Below are 15,050 nucleotides of genomic sequence, written 5' to 3' on the forward strand. Positions count from 1 at the left end.
GCGCGGCCCGATTCGGTGCGCGTGCAGCCTGCGTTTCGTCAATGTGGGCCATGTCAAGCCGGTTCGGTCAGTCTGACTCGCCGAGATGGGCGTGCAGATAATCGATCAGCGCGCGCGCCTTCGGCGGCAGAAAGCGATTGGGCGGATAAAGCAGCCACACCGGTCCCCGATACGCGCGCGCCTGTACCTCCCAATCGACCAGCACGGCTTGCACGCGGCCGCTCGCGAGCGCTTCGCGCGCCGCGAACTCCGGCAGAGTCGCAATGCCCATGCCGTTCTCAGCCGCGTCGAGCCGCGCGCCCGCGTGATTGGCGATGTACCGGCCGTGCACCGCGACCGTCGCCGTCTCACCGCCGCGCGCAAACCGCCAGCGATGATCGTCCACGGTCTCGCCGAGCGGAATGCAATCGTGACGCCCAAGATCACGCGGATGCGCGGGCTCGCCGCGCGTCTGAAGATAACGAGGCGCCGCGCACAGCAGCCATCGCACGCGGCCGATGCGCCGTGCCGCGAGACCTTGCGGCGGATCGTCGGTGGCGCGAATGACGAGATCGACGTCGCTCGCGAGCGGATCGATGTCGTGATCGCTGAACACGAGCTGCAAATCCACTTCGGGATAAGCCGCGAGGAAGCCCGGCACGAGCGGATGAATCACCGACTTCGCATATGCCGTGGGCGCCGATAGCGAGACCTTGCCCTGTGGCTTGCCGGATAGTTGCCCGGCGGCATCCACCGCGCCGGACGCGGCCGTCGCCATGTCGCGGCAATGCCGATACACCTGATATCCCGATTCCGTCACGCGCACCTTGCGCGTCGAACGTTCGAGCAGGCGCGTGGCGAGCGCGTCTTCGAGCCGCTTGATTTGCCGGCTCACCGTCGATGGCGTGCTGCCCAATTGCCGCGCCGCAATCGAGAAGTTGCCGGCATCGACCACGCGTGCGAATACCGCCATGTCCGGCAGCAAGTCGAAAAGATCCGAAGGGTTCATTTGTGCATCCGCGACAATTAATCTGTGCGTCCAGACCCGATTATCGCGATGAACGCATCATTCGACAATGACGGCTCGCTGCTGGGCACTGCCAGTCAGCACTTACCGGAGACGTCGCATGACCCTCGCATCGCCTGTTCGCCGCCTGCTTCCTGTCTCCGATTTGCTGCTTTTCGTGGTGGCGATGGTTTGGGGAAGCAGCTATGGCGTCGTCAAAAACGCGCTCGGTTTTTATCCGGTGCTGGCGCTCATCGCGTTGCGGTTCGGCATTACCTTCGTGCTGTTGAGCGTGAACCTGCGCCACTTGCGCCGTGTCGACCTGAAAACGCTCATGGGTGTGCTGACTTGCGGCCTCTTGCTGCTCGCCATCTTCCTCGCGGAGACCTTTGGCGTGATGCTCACGCGCGCCGCGAACGCCGCGTTTCTTATCAGTCTGTGCGTGGTGATGACGCCGCTCGTCGAATGGGCGATGCTGCGTCGCAAGCCCGGCGCGACCGAGTGGCTTGCGGTCGCGGTGTCGCTTGGCGGTGCGTGGTTGCTCGCCGGCGATGGCGCGTTCAGCTTCAATCCCGGCGATGCGCTGATTCTGGTCGCCGCCGTGCTGCGCGCGCTCTCGGTGTGCGTGACCAAGCGCGTGATGCGCGCCTCGCCGCTTCCGGCGCTCACCGTGACGGCGGTGCAGGCGGGCGTCGTCGCGAGCGGCAGCGCGCTGCTGGCGTTCTTCTTCGTGCCGTCGCAATGGCAGCCCTTGCCGTCGTTCGCGGGACACGGCGCGTTCTGGGGCTCGGTGATGTATCTCGTGATCGCGTGCACGCTCTTCGCGTTCTTCGCGCAAAACTATGCGATCGGCCGCAGCAGTCCGACGCGTGTATCGCTTTTGATGGGCAGCGAACCCGCGTTCGGCGCGCTCTTCGCAAGCGTCTGGCTGGGCGAGCATGTATCGGCGACGGGATGGATCGGCGGCGGCCTGATCGTCCTCGCCTCGTTGATGGCGACAGTGCCCTGGCGCGGATGGTTCGCGGCGCGGTCGGGCCTCGCAAACCGATCGACCTGATCTAACCTCGCCGAAACACCAGACTGAAGTTGTTCGCCGGCATCGGCACGACTTCCTCGAGCGCAAAGCCCACCGATCTACCCAACGCCTCCACCGCCTCCAGATTGCGCACGCCCCAGCGCGGATCGCGTGCGCGCAACTCCGTGTCGAACGCTTCGTTGCTCGGAGCGGTATGCGCGCCATTGCGCCGATACGGCCCATACAGGTAAAGTACGCCCCCCGCCGGAAGATGCCGCGACGCGCCGCGAAACAGTGCCTCGGCGGCCTCCCACGGCGCGATGTGGATCATGTTGATGCACACGACCGCCGCGATTCCCGCGTCCTCGCCGATGCGCCAGTCGTCCTCACGCACATCGAGCGCGAGCGCCGCGTTCAGGTTCGCGAGGCACGCATGCTCGCGCCACGCGTCGATGGATGCGCGCGCGGCGGCATCCGCATCGCTTGGCTGCCACACGATGCCGGGCAACGCCGCCGCGCAATGCACGGCATGCTGACCGGTGCCGCTCGCGATCTCCAGCACGACGCCAGCGGACGGCAGCACGCGCGTCAAGACCGATAGAATCGCATCGCGATTGCGTTCGGCGGCGGGAGCGCGGCGGCGCACGCGGGCATCGTCATCGGGGGAAGTGGTCGTCATCGAAGAGCGCGGTTGAGTTTGGATTCGTTGAGCGTCAGGGCTTCGGTGGCACACGCTGAAAGAGTTGGCGCGATTCCTGCTGCCCGCCCCGTCGCACGAGCGTTGCCAAGGCCGCCGCGCGCCGGAGTTATGAAGCGCGCACGCAACCCCGTGTATGCTCCCGGAAGATTTCCGCGCGGCGCTCAAGCTTACCCGATGAGCAGCCGGTTGCCCGCAGCGCGATTCAGATAACGCGAAACCATGGAGCTGACCATGCCGCACGACCCAACCAGGGATACGCCTTCGGGCAACGCCCCGCAGCACGCTTCGCCGGCAAATGGCCCCGCCGACGGCCCGGACGACGAAATGATCGCCTTCGCGACCGAAGTCTTCGAAGTCGCGCGCAAAGGCGACGCCGCCATGCTCGACGCGCTGCTTGCCAAGGGCCTGCCGCCGAACCTGCGCAACGACAAGGGCGATAGCCTCGTCATGCTCGCGAGCTATCACGGCCACGCCGATGCCGTGCGCGTGCTGCTGCAACACAAGGCCGACCCGAACCTGCGCAACGATAACGGCCAGTCGCCAATCGCGGGCGCGGCCTTCAAGGGCTACAAGCAAGTAATCGAGACGCTGCTCGAACATGGCGCCGATGTCGAAGGCGCATCGCCTGACGGACGCACGGCGTTGATGATCGCGGCCATGTTCAATCGCGTGGAGATCGTCGAATACCTGATCGCGCGTGGAGCCAATCCGGATGCGCGCGACAAGGGCGGTTTCTCCGCACGCGACGCCGCCGAAAAAATGGGCGCGCCGGACACTGCCACGCGTCTTGCGCAGGCGGCGAGCACGCATACACGCCCGTCCGATGTGTGACGGCGCGCGTGACACGCTCTCTGGCAAGGCCGCGCTGAATGCACGGTAACGAAGCCGCCCTCTTGCATGGCACCGGAGCGAGGCGCGCAGTGCCCGCTCCGATCGACAGGTGACACGGAACCATGGAGCTTTTGTGATGACAGGCGGACTCTCGCATCGAAGCGATGCGTCGACGACCGGCCTCGCCGCGCTCGGCCTCGTAGCGGGGATGCTCGCTGTGCGCCTCGCCTGGCGCGCTGTCGCATCGCTGATGCGGCACCCTGCGCGGCATGAGCGATTCCCGCTTGCAACGCTCGCGGTGATCTTCGCGGCCTTCGCCCTGTCCGCCTGCGGACTCTTGCCGGTGCAGACGCCCGCGCCCATCGTCGAGCATTCGTATATTCCGACGCCGGACGAAACCGAGAGCACCGAGCCCGAGGAACCCGCGCCTGTCGCCGCCGTGCCCGAGCCCGCATCGACGCCGAAGCCCGCGCCCGCGCCAAAGCCCAAACGCCGTATCGTCAAACCGAAGCCGCCGGAGCCGGTGATCGTGCAGCCGCAAGAGGCGCCCGAGCCGCCGCCTCCGCCCCCGCCGATCATCTCCACGCGTATCCTGCAGCACGATCAGCTGCACGGCCTGCTCGATGCCGAAGTGCAGCGCGCCGATGGCAAGGTCGTGGGCCGCGCGGTGGACCTGTATATCGATACCGCCGCCAAGCCGAAGCTCATGATGGTGAACCTCGCCGGCTTCCTCGGCGTAGGCGACCGAAAAGTCAACTTCCCGTGGACCGCGTTCCGCTTCGCGCCCAACTCGAAGACCGCGCCGATCACCTTCGTGCCGCCCGCGCCCGCCGTCAAGGGCAAGCCCGCCGACCCCGCGCCGAAGCCACAACCGGTCGCGGAAGCACCGCCGAGCTACCTGCAACTCGTCGATTCGACCGTGACCCAGAAGACCGGCGCGCGTATCGGACGGGTGGTCGACGTGCTCGTCGATTCGCAAGGCGAGCCCGAAGCGCTCGTGCTCGACCTGAGCAATTCGCTCGCGGAAGACAAGCGCCATGTGGCCGCGAACTGGGGCGATCTGCATGTCGTGACGCGCAACAAGCAAGCGAGCTTGCAGATGGACTTCACCGAAGCGCAACTGAAGGCCTCGCCGACATACTCGCCCGAGCAACCGATCAAGATCGTTTCGCCGGTCGTAGCCGCGCCCGCCGCGCCTGTTTCTTCGCCGGCGGCCGCGGCATCGGCGGGCGTGCCGGCCTCGAACTCGTCTACCGGCACGACCGCATCCGGGTCCGTGGCGGCGCAGTCGTCGGCATCGTCCGGCGCGCGCCCGAACAAATGACGCAGACGACGCACATGACGCAAAAGACGCACATGAAGATTCACGAGATCGATAACCGAATCACAACATGGTAATTGCACGAAGTCTGCGCGCGCTCGACTGGCTGAACTTCTTCGTCGCCAACGTGCAGACGGGCTTCGGCCCTTTCATCGCCTCTTATCTCGCTGCCAACAAATGGACGCAGGGTGAGATCGGCCTCATGCTGTCGGTCGGCACCATCAGCGCGATGGCGAGCCAGCTGCCCGCGGGCGCGCTCGTCGATGCCATGCGCAACAAGAAGTTCGCCGCGCTTTCGGCCATCGTCGCGATCATCGCGAGTGCGTTGTTGCTCGCAGCGAGTCCGACCTTCATTCCGGTGTTCGCCGCCGAAGTGCTGCACGGCTTCGCGAGCTGCATGCTGGTCCCGGCGATGGCCGCGATTTCGCTCGCACTCGTCTCGCGTGCCGATCTCGGCGACCGGCTCGGCCGCAACGCGCGCTGGGCGTCCATAGGCAGCGCGCTGACCGCCGCGTTGATGGGCGCGTTCGGAGAATATCTGTCCTTGCGCTCGGTGTTCTTTCTCACGGCGGCGCTCGCGTTGCCGGCAATCTTCGCCTTGCGCATGATTCATTACGATGCGCCGCCCGTCGTGCCGCGCATGCCTGCGGGCAAGCCGAACCTGACGCCGGAAGGCGAAGAGCGCGAGTCCTTGCGCGAGCTTCTGAAAGACCGGCGCCTGCTGATCTTCGCGGCTTGCGTGGTGCTGTTCCATCTCTCGAACGCGGCGATGCTGAATCTCGCCGCCGGCGAAGTCACCGCGCACATGGGCGACAACGTTCAACTGGTGATCGCGGCGTGCATCATCGTGCCGCAGTTCATCGTCGCGGCGCTCTCGCCGTGGGTCGGGCGCAAGGCGCAGCATTGGGGCCGCCGGCCGGTTCTGATCATCGGCTTCTGCGCCTTGCCCCTGCGCGCGATTCTCTTCGCCGGCGTCAGCAGCCCTTATCTGCTCGTGCCGGTGCAGATGCTCGATGGCATCAGCGCGGCCGTCTTCGGCGTGATGCTGCCGCTCATCGCCGCCGATGTCGCCGGCGGGCGCGGGCATTACAACCTGACCATCGGCTTCTTCGGGCTGGCAGCGGGCGTCGGAGCAACCTTGTCGACCGCGGCCGCAGGCTTTGCCGCCGATCGCTTCGGCACGTCGATGAGCTTTTTCGGCCTCGCCGCTGCGGGCGCGCTCGCCGTCTTGCTCGTCTGGCTCGCGATGCCGGAGACGCGTGGAGCGGAGAAAGCCGAGGCCGGCACCGCCGAACCATCCGTCAAGGTTTGATAGTCACTTCAATGGCTTGAGCATGCCGAGAAGCGTCGGCACCAGTTCGCTCACCGTCGGATGAATGTGCATGGCGCGTTGCAGCGTCTTGTAGGAAGCGTCGGCATTCATGATGTCGATGAACGTATGAATGACCTCGTCGCCTTCGATGCCGTAGATCTGCGCGCCTAAAATCCGCTCGGTGCGGGCATCGACGAGCGCCTTCATGAAGCCATCCGTTTCACCGCGTTCCTTCGCGCGGCCTACGCGCGACATCGGCATCGTGGCGATGAGCGCCTCACGCCCGTCCTTCCTGACCTCCGCCTCGCTCATGCCGACACGCGCGAACGGCGGATCGACGAACACGGCGTAAGCCATGATGCGCGTATCGACGCTGCGCGTTTCGCCATCCAGCAAGTTGGCCGCGATAATCTCGTAATCGTTCCACGACGTGTGCGTGAACGCGCCGCGTCCGTTCACGTCGCCCAGCGCCCATACGCCCTCGACGCGCGTACGCAATTGCCCATCCACTTCGATGATGCCGTGCTTGTCCGGCTCGATGCCCGCGTCTTCCAGACCGAGATCGTCCGTATTCGGCGTGCGGCCGGTGGCGAACAGCAGATGCGAGGCATCGATCGTTTCGCCCTCGGTGACGATCTGCACGCCGCCGTTTTGCGTTTCCACGCGACGCGGTTCCGTGCCGAAGCGAAACTCGATGCCTTCGCGCTGGAGCACGTCCTGCATCGCAAGCGCGACGTCCTCGTCTTCGCGCGCAAGGATGCGCTCGCCGCGTACCAGAAGCGTGACGCGGCTGCCGAAGCGTCGGAACATCTGCCCGAATTCGAGCGCGATATAACTGCCGCCCACGATGACGAGATGCTCGGGCACTTCGGTCAGTTCGAGAATCGATGAATTCGTGAGATACGGCACGCCGTCGAGCCCGTCGATCTTCGGCACCGACGCTCGCGTGCCCGTGTTGATGAAGATCATGTCCGCGTCGATGTCCTGCTGCGAGCCATCGGCGGCTTCGATTTGCAGCGCATGCGGACCGGTGAAGCGCCCGTGTCCCTCGAATACGGTGATGTCGTGCGTGCCGCGCAGCCACGCCTCGATGCCATTGCGCGAGCCGGCGATGACCTCGTCCTTGCGCGCCTTGACGCGCGCCATGTCCACTTTCACGTCGCCGCCGACGATCACGCCGTACTTTGCCGCCGTGCGCGCCACATGCGCGGCGCGCGCGCTCGCCACATAGGTCTTGGTCGGCGTGCAGCCGACATTCACGCACGTGCCGCCAAAAAGATGCCGCTCGATCACGGCGGTTCGTTTTGCGCTCTGTGCCAGCCGCACGGCAAGCGGCGAGCCGCCCTGACCGGTACCAATGACGACCGCATCGAAGTGCTGTGACATGCCTTGATCTCCTGAATGCGCACGCTGGACCGGTGTCGCCGAACCAAATGGATACAGCATGCAAAAAGCAAATTAGCCAGCCAATATTACGCGGATCGTCGGGCCCAAGCAGGTTTGCTGCAGGCATGGGCATGTGACGTGCTTGCTGTTGTCTTATCAGCCGCTTGCATTGATCCTGCATGCAGAATGCAAACGAGGATCCAGACGGCTCCCCGCCATCCTCGAAACAATCGAACAGGGCTTCCATGACCGAGACGATGTGGTTTCTCATCGTCGGCGGCGTGCTCATTTTCATGGGGCTCGCCAGTTCGACATTCCGGCATTTGCCGATCAGCACCGCGATGTGCTACCTCGCCATTGGCTTCGTGCTGGGGCCGGGCGCGGCGAACATGCTGCATTTCGATCTCGCGACCGATGCCACGGTTTTGCGACGCATCACCGAAGTCGCGATGCTCGCGTCGCTCTTTGCCATCGGCTTGCGTCTGCGCGTGCCGCCCACGGACCGCATCTGGATACTGCCGCTACGGCTCGGCGTGGTTGCGATGGTCTTGACCGTCGCCCTGCTCACCGTCTTTTGCGTGTATGTACTCGGCTTCAACTGGGGGCCTTCGCTGCTGCTCGCCGCGATGCTCGCGCCGACCGACCCTGTCCTCGCTCATGATGTCCAGGTTGAAAAGCCTGGCGACATCGACTTGTTGCGCTTTTCGCTGACGGGCGAAGGCGGACTGAACGATGGCATCGCGTTGCCCTTCGCGCTGCTCGGCATCGCGGTATGCCGTTTCGAAGCGTCGCCTGCAGCGGTGCTGCATTGGAGCTTCGCGTTGCAGGCTTTGTGGGGCATTGCCGGCGCGCTCGGCAGCGGCTGGTTCCTCGGGGAACTGGCTGTGCGGCTCGTGGCTTATCTGCGCACGCGCCACGGACAGGCGCTCGGTCCGGAAGGTTTTTATGCGCTAGGACTGATCGCCTTGTCGTATGGCGTGGCCGAATTGCTGAACACGTATGCGTTTCTCGCCGTATTCGCGGCGGGACTCGCCATGCGACGCGTAGAACAGAAAGCGAGCGGCGACAAGTCCGCGCGCGAAGCGGTCGGCACGATCGACGCCGACGATGTCGGCGCCACTGCATCCGATCCGGCCCGCGCGCACGCCTTCATGGCCGAGCGCGTGCATGGCTTCACGATCGAACTGGAACGTATCGCCGAAGTCGCGATCATGCTGATGGTCGGCGCCGTGCTCGCCACTATCTGGCGTGAGCTATTCACGTGGCAAGCGGCCTTGCTGATCGGCTGCTTGTTCTTCGTGGCGCGGCCGCTGTCGGTGGAGGCATCGCTCATCGGATCGGGCGCACATGGCGCGCAACGGCGGCTGATGAGCTGGTTCGGCATACGCGGTGTCGGCTCGTTCTACTATCTCTTGTATGCAATCGAGCAGGCGCCGAAGGACGTGGCCAAGCCGCTCGTTCCGCTTGTCATCGCGGTGATCGTGGCGTCGGTGATCATTCATGGCGTCACGGCGACGCCCTTGATGAAGCGGTATCAGCGTGTAATCGATCAGGCTTGAGGTGTGGCAGCGTGCATGCAAAATGCCGAAGTGGCGCTGTCTTCATGTCCGCTCTCATGTCCGCTATTGCCTCGCAGACCGACGAGGCGTATCTGAAGTGGCTGGTTCAGAGCGTCGCCATCCGCGGCGCGCTCGAAACCATATTCGCGCCTTGATAGAGCTTTCCAAAACGGTTATTCAAAAACGCCGCGAGCGGCACCTGTTCCTGACGCACGAACCCGCTTTGCGGCAGCACGCCTTCGCGGAACAGATCGAGCTCGGCACAGATGGCGCCCGCCGTCGTGATCTGGATTGCGCTCATCGGCATGCCGCCGACTTCCTTGGCAAAGACCTTGCGCGTGAAGACGTTCTGCACGAGTTGTCCCGATGGGCCGCCGCGCATGCCCGTTACCGTGACGAAGATCAGCACCACGTCCTGCGAAGTCGATGGCACCGCGCGCTTGAGCATTGCCTTGAGACCGTCGCGATCGGTCGACATGCGCAGATCGTCGAGGAGGAACTTCATCAGATCGCGATGGCCGGGGTATCGAACCGACTTGTAGTCGAGCGATTCCACCTTGCCCGCCAGCGTCTCGCATAACGTGCCGAGCCCGCCCGAAGTATTGAAGGCCTCGTACTCGATGCCATCCAGCGAAAAATGTTCGACGCCTTCGAGCGGCTGGACCCATTGCGTGCGGCCATCGCGGATCGCTTCGCATGGCTGACAGTACTCGTTGATGAGTCCGTCGATGCTCCATGTCAGGTTGTATTTGAGCGCATTGGTCGGAAACTCGGGCAGCGCACCGACGCGCATTTTCACTTCGCGCACGTTATCGAGCCGCTCGGCCAGATCATGCGCGACGATGCCGATGAAACCCGGCGCGAGCCCGCACTGCGGCATGAAGGCCACGTCCGAACCCTCCGCGATGGCGCGAATTGCATGCGTTGCGCGCACGTCCTCGGTCAGATCGAAATAATGGACGCCCGCCGCCTTGGCCGCCGATGCAACGCTGATGGCAAGGTAATACGGCAAGGCGTTGACGAGTGCGTCGAAGCCGTGGAGCGCCTGACGCAGCGCGGGCGTATCGGCGGAATCGACGCGGCGAGTCGCGATTCCCTCCGCTTCGAGCGCGGTGAGCGCCTGTTCGTCGCGATCGAATGCAACGACTTCGAAGTCTCCCGTGTCACGAAGCAAGTGGGCGATGCTCTTGCCGATCAATCCGGCGCCGACTAACGCTACTTTCATCGTTGTTCTCCTAGTGTATTTTGCATTTTGTGTCGCCTGGGAAGGCATGCTGAATACAGTTTAGGGACCGACGAATATTGATCCTAGACGCAAAATGATGCCTATCGACGATAATTTTCGACGTTTTGACGATATTCCGCTGCGTTTTGTATCGTCCTAACTCGAACGGTCGATCTTGCGCGCCAGAATGATCGAGGTGGTGGTGCGCTCCACACCTTCCAGTGCGCCGATTTCATCGAGCAAGTCGTTCAGGCGATCGGGCGAGTCCGCACGCAACCAGGCGACGTAATCGAATTCACCGCTTACCGCGCAAAGCAGTTGCATCTCCGGCATGCGCGCGAAGCGTTTTTGCACGTCGCGGCCGAACTTTGGCGCGAGCTTGATGCCGACGTAAGCCTGAATACTGGCGTCGAGCACGTCCTGGCCTAGCCGTACGCCGTAGCCCGTTATCACGTTGTTCTTTTCGAGCCGCGCCATGCGCGCGATGACTGTGGTGCGCGCCACGCCCAGATGACGAGCGAGATCGGCAACGCTTTCACGCGCGTTCGTCTGCAATAGCGCGACGAGGTTACGGTCGATGTCGTCGAGCTGGTCGAGGCGCGGGGGTCTCATGTCGTCCTTCTCGCTGTGATGTTTGGCGTTTGTATTGCGTTATGCGTTTTGTGTACCGCATGCGGTATGCAATCGGCCGCAAGCAGGATTATCGCCGACGTCACCGCCCGATCTTGCTTGAGCTTCCTTTACGGAATTTTCCAGAGAAGTATCGGATGTAAGCAGTTGTGGCAATCGAGGTGAATTGTCAGGCAGGCGTGTTACTAATAACCGCCGACCACGTTTCTGCCTTGACTGAGATCAACCAGCAAGCGCGCTTTCTCTTAATTCGACTAAGGTTTCGGAATGAAAAAAACATTTTTAGCACTGGCGGCATCTTGCATGCTTAGCGCCGCGTTCGCACAGACCGCGGCGCCCTCCGCGGCATCTGCCTCCGCCACGACGGCGGCATCGGCGCCCGGCGCCACGAAGCGCGAAGCTCGCGTGGAAGAACGTATCGCCCAATTGCATGCAAGCCTCAAGATCACATCGCAGCAGGAAGATCAGTGGTCGAAGTTCGCCGACGTGATGCGCGACAACGCGCACACGGTGGGCGATCTATACCGCCAACGCGTTGCACAACGCGACACCATGTCCGCGCTCGATGACATGAAGCAATACGAGCAGATCACGCAAGCGAATGCAGACGGCACAAAACGTCTGGTTGAGGCTTTCGAGCCGCTTTACGCAAGCCTTTCGCCGGAGCAGAAGAAGCTTGCCGATACGAGCTTCCGTCAAGAGCATCATGATCGCGCAAAGAATGCACGCGCTCGTCATCCGTCGCGCGCGGGCGCAGCACAACCGGCATCGACGACGAAGCCTTAAGCCGCAGCGCGTAAGCGCTTGAATGCTTGGCATTCGGCGGCTTTGCCAAAACCCGCATCGGGCGTCATCATGGCGAACGAAGCGGGTTTTTCGTATTCTGGATGCAAAATCATCCGATTGCCGTTACGATCCCGCACCGCAACCGCATTGGCCGACTAATCATGCTCCATCTATCCCGCCTCGATCTCACAACAGATGCTGCCGCGCGCCGCGTCGTCAAGGACGAAGCCGTGACCGTGGAATTCGCCGCTGCGCCGGGCGAGTTGATGAGCCTGGAAGGCCCGAATCGCTATGCGCCCGATGACGCTATCGTCACTGGCGCGACGGGTGAACGCTGGGTCGTGTCGCGTGACCGGTTCGATCCCAAGTACGTGCCGGAAGGCGGCATCGCGCATGGCGAGGCTGGAACCTACCGCAACAAGCCGAGCGTGGTTCTTGCGCGGGAGATGCATGAGCCTTTTTCCATCGCGCGGTCAGACAATGGCGACGTGCTCACCGGCGAGGCGGGCGATTGGGTCATGCAGTATGCGCCGGGCGACTATGGCGTCGTGAAGGCGGCGCGCTTCGCCAAGGTTTATCGCGAAGTTTGAATGCGGTATGCAGGGACGTGGCACGCAGGATGCAAGTTGCTGCGTTCGACGGGATGGCCATCGGGCGTGCAAATCACGCGGAATTCGAATGCGAAGTGCAGGAGCGTGGCATACGGAATTCAAATCGCACGTATGACGGACAGCCTCAACCAGGTTCAATAAATCCACGCAGACTTCGAATGCGAAATGCCAAGGCGTGGCATACAGAATTTAGATAGCCGCATCCGACGCGGACAGCCGCATAGCGCACGCACATCCGAGTGCAAGATGCGAAAGCGAAAAGCCAATTCGCATGTGCATCGATCACCCGTTCCGCCCCACCTCGCTCAAATCTCGAATACAAAACGCAACCTGTCGGCATACAGAATACAACCTGCCCCTTCACGCGAAATCCTCTCCCATCTCGATTTCAAGCTGCCGCGGGACCGCCTCGCCATTCGCGTATGCTTCTTCCAGCGAACCCAGCGTCGCCTCCACATAGGCACGTAACACTGCATAGCTTCGAGCATGCATCCTCACCGGCATGGCTCGATATCGTGCCAGCGCGGCAGCATCGAAACGCACGTCGATGGCAATGCGCCGCGCCGTCGAACCGAAACGCATCGCGATGTAATGAATCGTCAGCGAAGTACGGCCTTCGTCGTCGAGGCGTTCGGCGAATTGCGTCTGCTCGGGGAAGAGATCGCTGATGACATGCGCAAGCATGTCGATGTCCGCGCTCGGGCAGTCGTATTGGTAGTCGTCCATGGATACTCGATGAATCAGGATTGGCGCGTGACTGCGGCGCGATAGTAGCGCACGAGCGCTACGGTGACGATCACGCCGAGCACGAGATACACGGCATCGGCGGCGGCGAGCGGAATCAGGCGCGCTTGAAAGAGCGCGGCCGGCATGCCGACGAGCGCGTGGGCCGCAATCAGCACGCCAAGCGCATGACGCGACCGTTCGCGCAGCATCTGCCACATCAGTGCCGAAAAGCCGAGCTGGAAGGCAAACGCACTCGCCCGCTCGACCACGAAGATAGCCGCCGACACAGGCGAGAGACTCATGAGCACCAAGTGAATACGCGCTACTGCATCGAGCGGCGCGCTTTCGAAATGCGCATCGAGCGTACCGTTGTTGGCCAGGATCGCATACACGATCCATTGCGCCTGTACGAGCACGCCGACTATCCACGCCTCCGCGCCACCATGTCCGATGCCGTAACCGAGCGCCGGACCGGAACGATCGAGCGCGCCGGGCTCGCGCGAGATGAGCCACTTCATCGCCAGGAAGCGGCCCACTTCCTCGCACAGGCCCGCAGTGATGGCGCCATAGACCACGAAGACCGCGGGATTCATCAGCCACGCGGACGTGGCCGGATTGCCCAGCATGAAGCCGTGCAGCGCGCGCTCGATCACCATGGCGAAAAGCGCAAACACGGCAATGCCGAGTATCGCCTCGCGCGGCACGAGCTGAAAACGCGGCCTCGCGAGCTTATACAACACAACCGGCAATGCAGCGATGATGAGCGTGGCGAATCCCACGCACAGCAACGTCGATAGACTGACCATTCAGGTTCCTTGTGATGCTTCGTGTCTCGCTCTCGTCGTCGATGCGCGCACGACGAGTTCTCCCGGCAACAGACATTCGCGTGGCGGCATGACCGCGCCGCCGAGCCGCTCATGAAGAAACTCCACCGCGCGTCGGCCGATATCGTAAGTCGGCTGCCGCACCGTCGTCATGCCGGCGAGTTGCGCCCACTCGGAATCGTCAATGGACATCAGCGCGACGCCCGCTTGCCAGTCCGCGCCGTATCGTTCCTTGAGATGCACCGCGACGCGCAGAGCCACCGGACCGTTCGCCGCGAACAACGCGACGCGCCGGTTTGCCGCGCGCGCACCTTCGATGCGCCGATCGATTTCATCGAGCGTGGATGCCGCATCGGCGAGATCGATCACGAGCGTCGCGCCGTTTGCAGCACGCGCGCTCACGCTTTCGCGAAACGCGGCCTCGCGCAAACGCCGCGAACTGACATGCGTGACCGGCTGCACGATGAAGAGCAATTCGTCGAAGCCTTCATCGATGAGATGTCCGGTTGCCAGTGCAACGGCCGCCGGATTGTCGAGCCCGACCATATCGGTAACGATGCCTTCCACCGAACGGTCGACCAGCACGACCGGAATACCGCCTTGCGTGAAGCCTTGCAACAACGCTTCCTTCACGCCGAGCGCATTCACGATCACGCCTTCGACGCGATACGTCGTAAGCAGTTGCAGATAACGCCGCTCCATGTCGACTTCATTGGCCGCGTGGCAGATGAGCGGCATGTAGTTGAGCGCATGGCACGCGGCTTCCACGCCTTGCAGCACTTCGACGGAGTACGGATTGGTCAGGTCGGCGAGCAACATGCCGATCAGTCGATTGCGCCCGCGCTTCAGGCCGCGCGCCATCTGATTCGGTCGATAGTCCAGCCGCGCGATGGCCGCCTCGATACGCTCGCGCAAATCGGGCGACAACACGCCCGTCTCGCCGTTTAGATAACGCGAGATGCTGGTCTTGCCGGTGCCGGCTTCGCGTGCGACATCGGTGATGGTCGCGCGGCGCGCCCCGAAAACGCGCGGCCGGTTGCTTGAAGTGGGATCGTCGGACATGGTGGTCGTGATGGCTTGACGAACGCCCGACATCGGGCGAGCGGTATCGACATCGTTGTCGTTGGCCTCGGCATGCG

General features: G+C 63.2%; 15 protein-coding genes. 7 read left to right on the forward strand and 8 right to left on the reverse strand.

Going from position 1 to position 15,050, the window contains the following annotated elements; genetic code table 11:
• Positions 1-67: 67 nt before the first annotated feature.
• Positions 68-988, reverse strand: coding sequence for a LysR family transcriptional regulator (locus tag ACYQ47_RS29320; RefSeq protein WP_250464586.1), 921 nt, complete (start codon positions 986-988; stop codon positions 68-70).
• A 118-nt stretch (positions 989-1,106) separates the two neighbouring features.
• Here ACYQ47_RS29320 and ACYQ47_RS29325 point away from each other — a divergent pair, with 118 nt between their 5' ends.
• Entirely contained in the window at positions 1,107-2,042 is a 936-nt protein-coding gene (locus tag ACYQ47_RS29325; RefSeq protein ID WP_250464584.1) for a DMT family transporter, read from the forward strand.
• 1 nt (position 2,043) lies between these two features.
• On the opposite strand, the gene ACYQ47_RS29330 is transcribed toward ACYQ47_RS29325, so the two are convergent.
• Positions 2,044-2,679, reverse strand: a complete 636-nt coding sequence (locus ACYQ47_RS29330) for a DUF938 domain-containing protein (RefSeq protein WP_250492439.1) — start codon at positions 2,677-2,679, stop codon at positions 2,044-2,046.
• Between the two features lie 345 nt (positions 2,680-3,024).
• Between ACYQ47_RS29330 and ACYQ47_RS29335 the strand changes: the two genes are divergently transcribed.
• From ACYQ47_RS29335 to ACYQ47_RS29345, 3 genes are all read left to right on the forward strand, one after another.
• Positions 3,025-3,531, forward strand: coding sequence for an ankyrin repeat domain-containing protein (locus ACYQ47_RS29335; RefSeq protein WP_459909368.1), 507 nt, complete (start codon positions 3,025-3,027; stop codon positions 3,529-3,531).
• A gap of 136 nt (positions 3,532-3,667) precedes the next feature.
• Positions 3,668-4,855, forward strand: coding sequence for a hypothetical protein (locus ACYQ47_RS29340; protein ID WP_459908197.1), 1,188 nt, complete (start codon positions 3,668-3,670; stop codon positions 4,853-4,855).
• A gap of 67 nt (positions 4,856-4,922) precedes the next feature.
• Positions 4,923-6,164: an MFS transporter gene (locus ACYQ47_RS29345; RefSeq protein ID WP_244827821.1), complete on the forward strand. Its 1,242-nt coding sequence runs from the start codon at positions 4,923-4,925 to the stop codon at positions 6,162-6,164.
• 3 nt (positions 6,165-6,167) lie between these two features.
• Here ACYQ47_RS29345 and ACYQ47_RS29350 read toward each other — a convergent pair whose 3' ends face one another.
• On the reverse strand, positions 6,168-7,550 hold the full coding sequence (locus ACYQ47_RS29350) for an FAD-containing oxidoreductase (RefSeq protein WP_459908199.1): 1,383 nt from the start codon (positions 7,548-7,550) through the stop codon (positions 6,168-6,170).
• Positions 7,551-7,795: 245 nt separating this feature from the next.
• Between ACYQ47_RS29350 and ACYQ47_RS29355 the strand changes: the two genes are divergently transcribed.
• On the forward strand, positions 7,796-9,109 hold the full coding sequence (locus ACYQ47_RS29355) for a cation:proton antiporter (RefSeq protein ID WP_459908201.1): 1,314 nt from the start codon (positions 7,796-7,798) through the stop codon (positions 9,107-9,109).
• A 106-nt stretch (positions 9,110-9,215) separates the two neighbouring features.
• Here ACYQ47_RS29355 and ACYQ47_RS29360 read toward each other — a convergent pair whose 3' ends face one another.
• Together ACYQ47_RS29360 and ACYQ47_RS29365 are read right to left on the reverse strand one after the other, a co-directional pair.
• Positions 9,216-10,334 carry a saccharopine dehydrogenase C-terminal domain-containing protein gene (locus ACYQ47_RS29360; RefSeq protein WP_250525771.1) on the reverse strand — a complete coding sequence of 373 codons (1,119 nt, stop codon included), beginning with the start codon at positions 10,332-10,334 and terminating at the stop codon, positions 9,216-9,218.
• A gap of 156 nt (positions 10,335-10,490) precedes the next feature.
• Entirely contained in the window at positions 10,491-10,946 is a 456-nt protein-coding gene (locus ACYQ47_RS29365; RefSeq protein WP_459908204.1) for an Lrp/AsnC family transcriptional regulator, read from the reverse strand.
• A gap of 285 nt (positions 10,947-11,231) precedes the next feature.
• Here ACYQ47_RS29365 and ACYQ47_RS29370 point away from each other — a divergent pair, with 285 nt between their 5' ends.
• Entirely contained in the window at positions 11,232-11,750 is a 519-nt protein-coding gene (locus tag ACYQ47_RS29370; protein ID WP_459908206.1) for a Spy/CpxP family protein refolding chaperone, read from the forward strand.
• A gap of 161 nt (positions 11,751-11,911) precedes the next feature.
• Entirely contained in the window at positions 11,912-12,340 is a 429-nt protein-coding gene (locus ACYQ47_RS29375; protein ID WP_459908208.1) for a PGDYG domain-containing protein, read from the forward strand.
• A 381-nt stretch (positions 12,341-12,721) separates the two neighbouring features.
• Here the strand turns inward: ACYQ47_RS29375 and ACYQ47_RS29380 are convergent, their stop codons facing one another.
• Genes ACYQ47_RS29380 through ACYQ47_RS29390 form a run of 3 tightly spaced genes read right to left on the reverse strand, consistent with a single transcriptional unit; the run spans position 12,722 to position 14,973 of the window.
• Entirely contained in the window at positions 12,722-13,087 is a 366-nt protein-coding gene (locus tag ACYQ47_RS29380) for a DUF3022 domain-containing protein (RefSeq protein ID WP_250464566.1), read from the reverse strand.
• A 14-nt stretch (positions 13,088-13,101) separates the two neighbouring features.
• Positions 13,102-13,893, reverse strand: coding sequence for a YhfC family intramembrane metalloprotease (locus ACYQ47_RS29385; protein WP_459908211.1), 792 nt, complete (start codon positions 13,891-13,893; stop codon positions 13,102-13,104).
• Positions 13,894-14,973, reverse strand: coding sequence for a LacI family DNA-binding transcriptional regulator (locus ACYQ47_RS29390; RefSeq protein ID WP_310396869.1), 1,080 nt, complete (start codon positions 14,971-14,973; stop codon positions 13,894-13,896).
• Positions 14,974-15,050 lie beyond the last annotated feature (77 nt).

Source organism: Caballeronia sp. HLA56, assembly GCF_054655155.1.